Source organism: Streptomyces regalis, assembly GCF_001509475.1.
GTDB classification, from domain to species: domain Bacteria; phylum Actinomycetota; class Actinomycetes; order Streptomycetales; family Streptomycetaceae; genus Streptomyces; species Streptomyces regalis.
On the sequence record NZ_LLZG01000377.1, the window covers coordinates 85316 to 92255 of the forward strand.

Annotated in this window: 6 protein-coding genes; 5 read left to right on the forward strand and 1 reads right to left on the reverse strand. The window is 71.7% G+C overall.

Annotated elements, in window-relative coordinates; all coding sequences use genetic code 11:
* Positions 1-43: 43 nt before the first annotated feature.
* Genes ADL12_RS37780 through ADL12_RS37800 form a run of 5 tightly spaced genes read left to right on the forward strand, consistent with a single transcriptional unit; the run spans position 44 to position 6551 of the window.
* Complete coding sequence (locus ADL12_RS37780; protein WP_062711370.1) at positions 44-1126, forward strand: serine/threonine-protein kinase; 1083 nt, start codon at positions 44-46, stop codon at positions 1124-1126.
* Positions 1123-2433 (forward strand): hypothetical protein, encoded by a 1311-nt coding sequence (locus ADL12_RS37785; RefSeq protein ID WP_062711373.1) that lies wholly within the window; start codon positions 1123-1125, stop codon positions 2431-2433. Before ADL12_RS37780 ends, ADL12_RS37785 begins: the two co-directional genes overlap by 4 nt.
* 41 nt (positions 2434-2474) lie before the next feature.
* Positions 2475-3002: a hypothetical protein gene (locus ADL12_RS37790; RefSeq protein WP_062711376.1), complete on the forward strand. Its 528-nt coding sequence runs from the start codon at positions 2475-2477 to the stop codon at positions 3000-3002.
* 21 nt (positions 3003-3023) lie between these two features.
* On the forward strand, positions 3024-5522 hold the full coding sequence (locus ADL12_RS37795; RefSeq protein WP_062711377.1) for an Hsp70 family protein: 2499 nt from the start codon (positions 3024-3026) through the stop codon (positions 5520-5522).
* 39 nt (positions 5523-5561) lie between these two features.
* Positions 5562-6551 carry a tetratricopeptide repeat protein gene (locus tag ADL12_RS37800; protein ID WP_244188190.1) on the forward strand — a complete coding sequence of 330 codons (990 nt, stop codon included), beginning with the start codon at positions 5562-5564 and terminating at the stop codon, positions 6549-6551.
* 40 nt (positions 6552-6591) lie between these two features.
* On the opposite strand, the gene ADL12_RS37805 is transcribed toward ADL12_RS37800, so the two are convergent.
* The coding region (locus tag ADL12_RS37805) for an ABC transporter permease (protein ID WP_159053407.1) at positions 6592-6940 on the reverse strand (349 nt) is incomplete at its 5' end.

Below are 6940 nucleotides of genomic sequence, written 5' to 3' on the forward strand. Positions count from 1 at the left end.
CGTGGCACGGTGACGTCGACCGCAGGCACGGAAGGGGCGGGGGATGACGGGGGACGCGATCGGCGTGGAGAGGGCACTGCTGGCCCGCGGGCAGCGGATCAACTCGGCGCTCGTCGTGGACCGCAGGCTGGGGGAGGGCGCCTTCGCCGAGGTGTACCGGGTACGGCACCACATCCTCGGCTGGCAGGCGCTGAAGCTCTTCAAGCATGTGGCCTCGCTGGCGGCGACCTCCAGGATGTTCGACGAGGCCCGCATCCTCTCCACCCTGGGACACCCCAACATCATCCGGGTGTTCGACGCGGGCACCGTGCAGACCTCCGAGGGCATGCGCGGCTACATCACCATGGAGTACGTGGCGGGCGGCAGCCTGGAGCGGCTGATCGCCTCCCACTCCGGCGCGGTACCGGTCGGCGAGGCCACGGCCGTGCTGCGGCAGGCCGCCGAGGGACTCGCCGTCGCCCATGAACGCCAACACCCCATCGTGCACCGCGACTTGTCGCTGGCCAACGTGCTCATCACCTACGACGAGTCCGGGCTCAGGGTGAAGGTCAGCGACTTCGGGCTGGCCAAGGAGACCGACCCGGGCACGATGGCCGCCAGCGCCCAGGGAACCGTCGCCTACATGCCGCCCGAGGTGCTGCGCCGGGGCACGGGCTACTCGTGCGCCGGGGACGTGTGGGCGCTGGGCACCATCGCGTACTTCCTGCTCACCGACCACTTCCCGTACGACGGCGGCGACCCGGTGCAGTCCTTCTCCCTGGAGCGGTTCCACCGCCCGCTGCCGCCGCCGAGCGCCTACAACGACGACGTGGGGCCCGAACTGGACCGGCTGGTCACGGACATGCTCCGGACCGACCCCGCCGACCGGCCCGCCACGGCGCGCGAGGTCGCCGAACGGGCCGAGGTGCTGCGGCACTCGGCTGGGGCGCGACCGCCCCAGCACGGGCCGCAGGCCGTGGAGCGGTCCGTCGAGGAGCTGGTGCGGGCCGCCGTCGCGCTCTCCCGGATGCCGGGGCGACTGGCCGATGCCGCGAACCAGCTGGAAGAGGCGGTGAGCCGCCATCCCCGGCTCCGGGAACGGCACATGGCGCGGCTGATGACGTGGCGCCGGGGGGTGGTCATGTGAACGGCCCGACGCACGAGGAACGGATGGACCAGCAGCGGACGTATGGGGGACGGATGGACGACACGACAACGGGCCGCCCGGCGCATGAGCCGTCCGCCGCCCGACGCGGCACCGGGACGCCGGACCGCTTCACGGATCTGGCCGGGACGCGGCTGTACCGCAGGAACATCTTCGCCGTCACCGGACTGCCGGCAGACGCCAAGGGGCGTGCCGTACGGGCGCACAGGCAGCGGCTGGAGACCAGGCTGGAGGTCGAGCAGACCTGGCCGGGAGACACCGAGCTGCCGCTGGTGGGCGGGCACCGCAAGGAGGATGTCCGCGCCGCGTTCGAGGAGTTCCAGGACCCCCGCAGGCGGCTGGTGGACGAACTGCTGTGGCGGTGGGGGGACAGGGACTTCGGGTGCGACTGCCCCACGGCCGTGCACCGGGATCACGACGAGGCGGTGCGCTGCCACTCCCTGGTGCTGGAGACGGAGACCGGACGGGTCGAGGCCACCACACAGGAGCGCGACCGGCTCTGGGCAGGCGCGGCGGCTCACTGGGCGGAGCTGCTGGAGCGCCCCGAGTTCAGGCAGCACGTCGCCCACCGGATCAGGGCCCTCGACGACCCCAGGCTCGGCGAGCACACGGCGGACGACTTCCTGGCCGGGCTTCCCCGGCTGCTCGTGTCGCCCTTCGGTGACCTGATCGCCGCCCCCGGTCTGCGGCCTCGGCTGGCCCGGGTGTGCGTCGGCTGGGCGGAGTACGCGCCCTTCGAGCGGCTGCTGCCCGGGGTGTTCGAGGAGCTGGTGGAAGAGACGATGGGCAGCATCGACGAGGGCGTGCTGTCCGCGCGGAACCGGAAGAACGAAGGCCGGCACGAGGACGCGATCACGATCCTGCGGGAACGGGTGCTGCCCGCGTTCGACGGGCTCGAGCCGGTCCGGGCGTTCGTCCCGGAATGGCGGTACGAGGAGGCCGCGCACGTCGTCGCCGTCGCGCTGAACAACCTGGCGGTGGCGCTCGTGGACTACCAGAGCACGCGATCGACCGCCTGGAAGCGGCAGACGATGCTCGAACTCGCCGAGCGGGCCTACGAGATCGCCCCGGACAGTGACGCGGACGAGATCAAGGCCAACTGGGACGCCATCCAGGACCAGTTCACGGGCTCCGAATTCCCGGCGGCCGTGAAGCCGATCCGCTGGAAGAAGACCGTGGCCGGTCTCGGCATCGCGGCTCTCGTCCTGGGCACCGTCGGCTATTTCCTCGGCCCGGCCTGGGCCGTCGGCCTTGTGTTCGCGCTCATCTACATGGCGGTCGCGGGGTGAGCCGCGTGGCACGGAAGGAGACAGAGCGGAAGGAGACGGAGATGAGTCCGCACACCCGTCGGGGCGTACGCCAAGTGCACGCCGCGCTCGGCCAGTTGAGGCACCCACCCGAGTTCCGCATCCCCCGCCCGCCGCTGGAGCCGGCCCAGGCCGACTGGGTCGCGGCCGTGCTCGCCGAGGTCGAGGCCGCCGAGGCGCTCGCGGAGCGGGCCCGCACCCCTCAGGGCGCCGGGACCGACGCGCTGCTCGGGGCCGCCATCGGCATCTGGCGTGCCCTGCGCAAGCTCGACCAGAGTGCCGGCACCCTCTCGGCGGCCGACCTGCGGCAGGTGCGCCGCCAGGTCCACGCGAGCCGCCAGGCGCTCGCCGATGACGGGCTGGAGATCCAGGAGCACGACGGTCTGCCGTTCGACTCCGGTCAGTCACTGGAGGCCCTGGTGTTCCAGGACGAGCCGGGACTGGACCGCGAGGTCGTGCTGGAGACCGTACGACCGTCGGTCTACTTCCGCGGCGAACGGATCCAGATGGGCCAGGTCGTCGTCGGCAGGCCCGCGCCCCCCGTCAAGTGAACGACCAAGGAGATCACGCCCATGCGCGAGACCATCGACTTCGGAATCGACCTCGGCACCACCAACAGCGCCATCGCGGTGGCGGAGGACGACGGCGTACGCGTCATCAAGAACAACGACGGCTGGGAGTTCACGCCCTCCGCCGTGTGGATCCCCAAGGAGGGGGTGATCCACGTGGGCAGGCGGGCCCGGGAGCGCACGGAGAGCGATCCGGACAACGCCTACGCCGAGTTCAAGCTGGAGATGGGGGCGGCCGGCGCCCAGCGGCTCTTCGAGCGCTCGGGCCTCTCGCTCACGCCCGAGGAACTCTCCGCCGAGGTGCTCAAGTCCCTGCGCCAGGACGCCGCGCACGAGTACGGCCACCAGCCGGAGGCGGCCGTGATCACCGTGCCGGCCTCGTTCGCCCTGAACCAGAACAACGCCACCAGCTCGGCCGCCGCCCTCGCCGGACTGGGCGAGCACTGCCCGCTGGTGCAGGAGCCGACCGCGGCCGCCATCGCGTACGGCGTCCAGGACACCTCCGACTCCGCCCACTGGATGGTGTTCGACCTGGGCGGCGGCACCTTCGACGCGGCCCTGATGAGCAAGCGCGACGGCGAACTGCAGCTGATCCAGCACGCCGGCGACCCTTACCTCGGCGGAAAGCTCATCGACTGGGCCCTCGTCGACGACCTGCTGGTCCCCGCAGTCCGACGCGACCTGGGGATGCCGGACTTCGCCCGCAACAACCCGCGCTGGCGCAAGAACTTCGCCAAGCTCAAGCTGGAGGCGGAGAACGCCAAGATCGCGCTGTCCCGCACGAGTTCGGTCGAGATCTCCGTAGACCTGGACGACGGCAGCGGCGGCATCGAGCCCTTCGAGTACGTCCTGACCCGGGCCGCCCTGGACGACCTGGCGCTGCCGTTCTACACCCGCGCCGTCCGGCTCTGCCGCGACGCGCTGGCCGAGAGCTCCCTGCGCCCCGACCACATCGACCGGCTGCTCCTGGTCGGCGGGGCGACCCTCAGCCCCGGACTGCGCGAACTGCTCGCCGACCCGGTCGAAGGGCCCGGCATCCCCCTCGACCACAGCCAGGACCCCACCACCGTGGTCGCGCGCGGCGCCGCCGTGTTCGCCCGTACGATCCGGCTGCCGAAGAAGCCGCAGAAGGCCGCGCCCGGCGAGTTCGCGATCGAACTCCACTATCCGCCGCAGTCCGTGGACACCACCGGCATCCCCGTCTCCGGCAAGGTCAGCAGCGGCAGCGCGGTGGACTGGACGCGGTACACCGTCACCCTGAGCAACCCCGACGGCCGCCCGCCCTTCCGCGGGCCGCGCACCGAACTCGGCACGGACGGCACCTTCTACACCGAGGTGGCCATCGACGCCGACACCCGGTCCCGCTTCACCGTGGAGCTCACCGACACCTCCGGCACCCGGCGCAACCTGGCCGGGGACACCTTCTCCATCAGCCACGCGGCCGTCGTCCCCGGCGACGCGGTACTCACCGGCACCCTCGGCATCGGCAAGGCCGACGGCACCTTCGACCCGCTGCTGCGCAAGGGCACCACACTGCCCGCCCAGGTGACCAAGCCGTACCGGACGACCATCCCGCTGCGCCGCACCGAGCCGGACGCCGTCATCCGCATCCCCCTGCTGGAGGGAGAACGCAGGCGCGCCGACCGCAACAGCAGGGTCGGGCTCATCGAGATCCGCCCGCGCGACATCCGCATCGACCTGCCCGCCCAGAGCGAGGTCGAGGTGACGTTCGAGATCCAGGCGAGCAACCGGGAGGTCCTCGTCACCGCCGACATCCCCCTGCTGGAGCAGCAGTTCGAGGCGACGATCAACCGCTCCGAGCTGCTGGCACCCGAACACGACGAACTCGTGGACCGCCTGCACGATCTGGAACAGCGGGTACGGCTCCTGCAGGACCAGGCCGAGGACGTCTTCTCGGACCAGGCACGGGCGAAACTGGTCGACCTTTCGGAGCAGCGGACCCTCCCCCAGCTCCGCAAGGAGGTGGACGCGGCCGCCGTCGACACGGGCGCCGCCGTCACCAGCGATCGCCGCATCCGCGATGTCGAGGCCCAGCTCGACGACATCGAGGAGGCGATCGAGATCCCGGGACTGCAACGTGAGTTGTGGGATCTGCTCAGCGCCTGCGAGGACGTCGTCGAGCAGGTCGGGGGCAGTCCGTCGGACCGGCGGGAGCTGCAGAACATGCGCGACCGCGCCCGTTCGCTCGGCGACGACGCCACGCCGGCGGACCTGCGGCGGCTCATCAAGCGGGCCGGGGAGTTCCACGTCGAGCTGCTGCGCCGTACCGACCAGTGGGAGTACGTGGTCTTCCACGCGCTGGTCGAGATGCGCGACGAGATGTTCTCCCGCGCCCAGGCGGACGCCGCGATCCTGGAGGGCCGCCGGGCCGTCGCCGCGGGGAACCGCCGTGCCCTCGCCGGCGTCAACGAGCGGCTGCGCCGACTGCTGCCGCCGGGGGCCGCGGATGAGGCCGAGCGGATGTCCGGCGGAATCAACTAGCCGACGGTTCAACCAGTCGGCAGAGACGAGGAGTTGACGGTGCCCACATCCTTGATCCCGACGGGCGGCACAGGACCGGGTGAGACGGAATCCAGTGGTGCGGAATCCAGTGGTACGGCATCTGCCGCCGACTCGCTCCGGGTCCACCTGCTCGTTTCGCGTGCCGGCGCGGCGGCCCGCTCCGGTGACCTGGACGGCGCCCTGCGGCTGCTGCACGACGCCGGTGATCCCGTCGTCGCCGGCCATCAGGACGTACTCGACCTGCTCGCCCGAGTCCACGCCCAGCGAGGGGAGTTGACCCAGGCGGCGACGTGCTGGCGAAGCGTCCTGGAACGTGACCCGGGGGATCCGGCCGCGTCGGCCGGACTGGCGAGGATCGACCGGCTCGGCCGACGCGGTCCAGGGGCGGCGCTCGCCCGGCACCGCAGGCGTACGGCACTGGCCGCCGCGCTCTGTGCGGTGGCCGCGGTCACAGCGGGCACGGTCGCTCTCACGGACGGCCCCGCCGCGCGCCCGGATCGGCCCGGTCCCTCGCAGGCCGACCTGATGGAGCAACGTGTCCAGCAGCTGGACGCCGAACGCAGGGAACAGCAGACACGGGAGCAAGCCCGCGAGACAGCCCGCCGAGGGGAGGCGGCCAAGGCGCTGGCCCGCGCGCTGCGGGCACCGGGCATACACCCGGCGGTGCAGGGGGCTTCCGTTGAGGTCGCCTTCGTCGACGGGCTCTTCTCCGAGGGCGCCGAGCTGACCCCGGCCGGAGCCGATCGGCTGGCTGTGCTCGGCGGACGCCTGGCCGGGCGAAAGGCGGGCGTCGAGATCTACGGCCAGGCCGCCAGCGTGCCCGGCGCCCCGCGCAGTGGCGGTTCCGTCCTCTCCCTCTGGCGTGCACTCATCGCTGCCCGGGAACTGAGCGCCGCCAGCGGCAAGCCCCTCACCGCCTTCACCACGGCCAGCGCGGATCAGCGCGACGCGCCGTACGCGAGTGCCGCGAAGAACCGGACGGTCACGGTGGTGATCACGCCTGGTTAGCCGATCCTTGCGCTCAGTTGGGGGACTTCAGTGGCTGACCTCAGCGGGTGACCAGCAGCCCCCGCCCGCGCAGAACACGCCGCTCCAGCGGGCTGAAGAACAGCAGCTCGATGGCGATGCCGACGAGCAGGATCAGGAAAATGGCCAGGAACACCTGCGACATGCTGCTGTTGTTGCGGCCGTTCTCCAGCAACTGGCCGAGACCGACGCCCAGGTCGGGGTGGGAGGCGATGATTTCGGCGGCCATCAGTGAGCGCCAGGAGAAGGCCCAGCCCTGCTTCAGGCCTGCCAGGTAGCCGGGCAGCGCGGCCGGCATCACGATGTGCCAGGTGCCCTTCAGGCCCGTCGCGCCCAGCGTGCGGCCCGCTCGCAGGAACAGTGGCGGCACC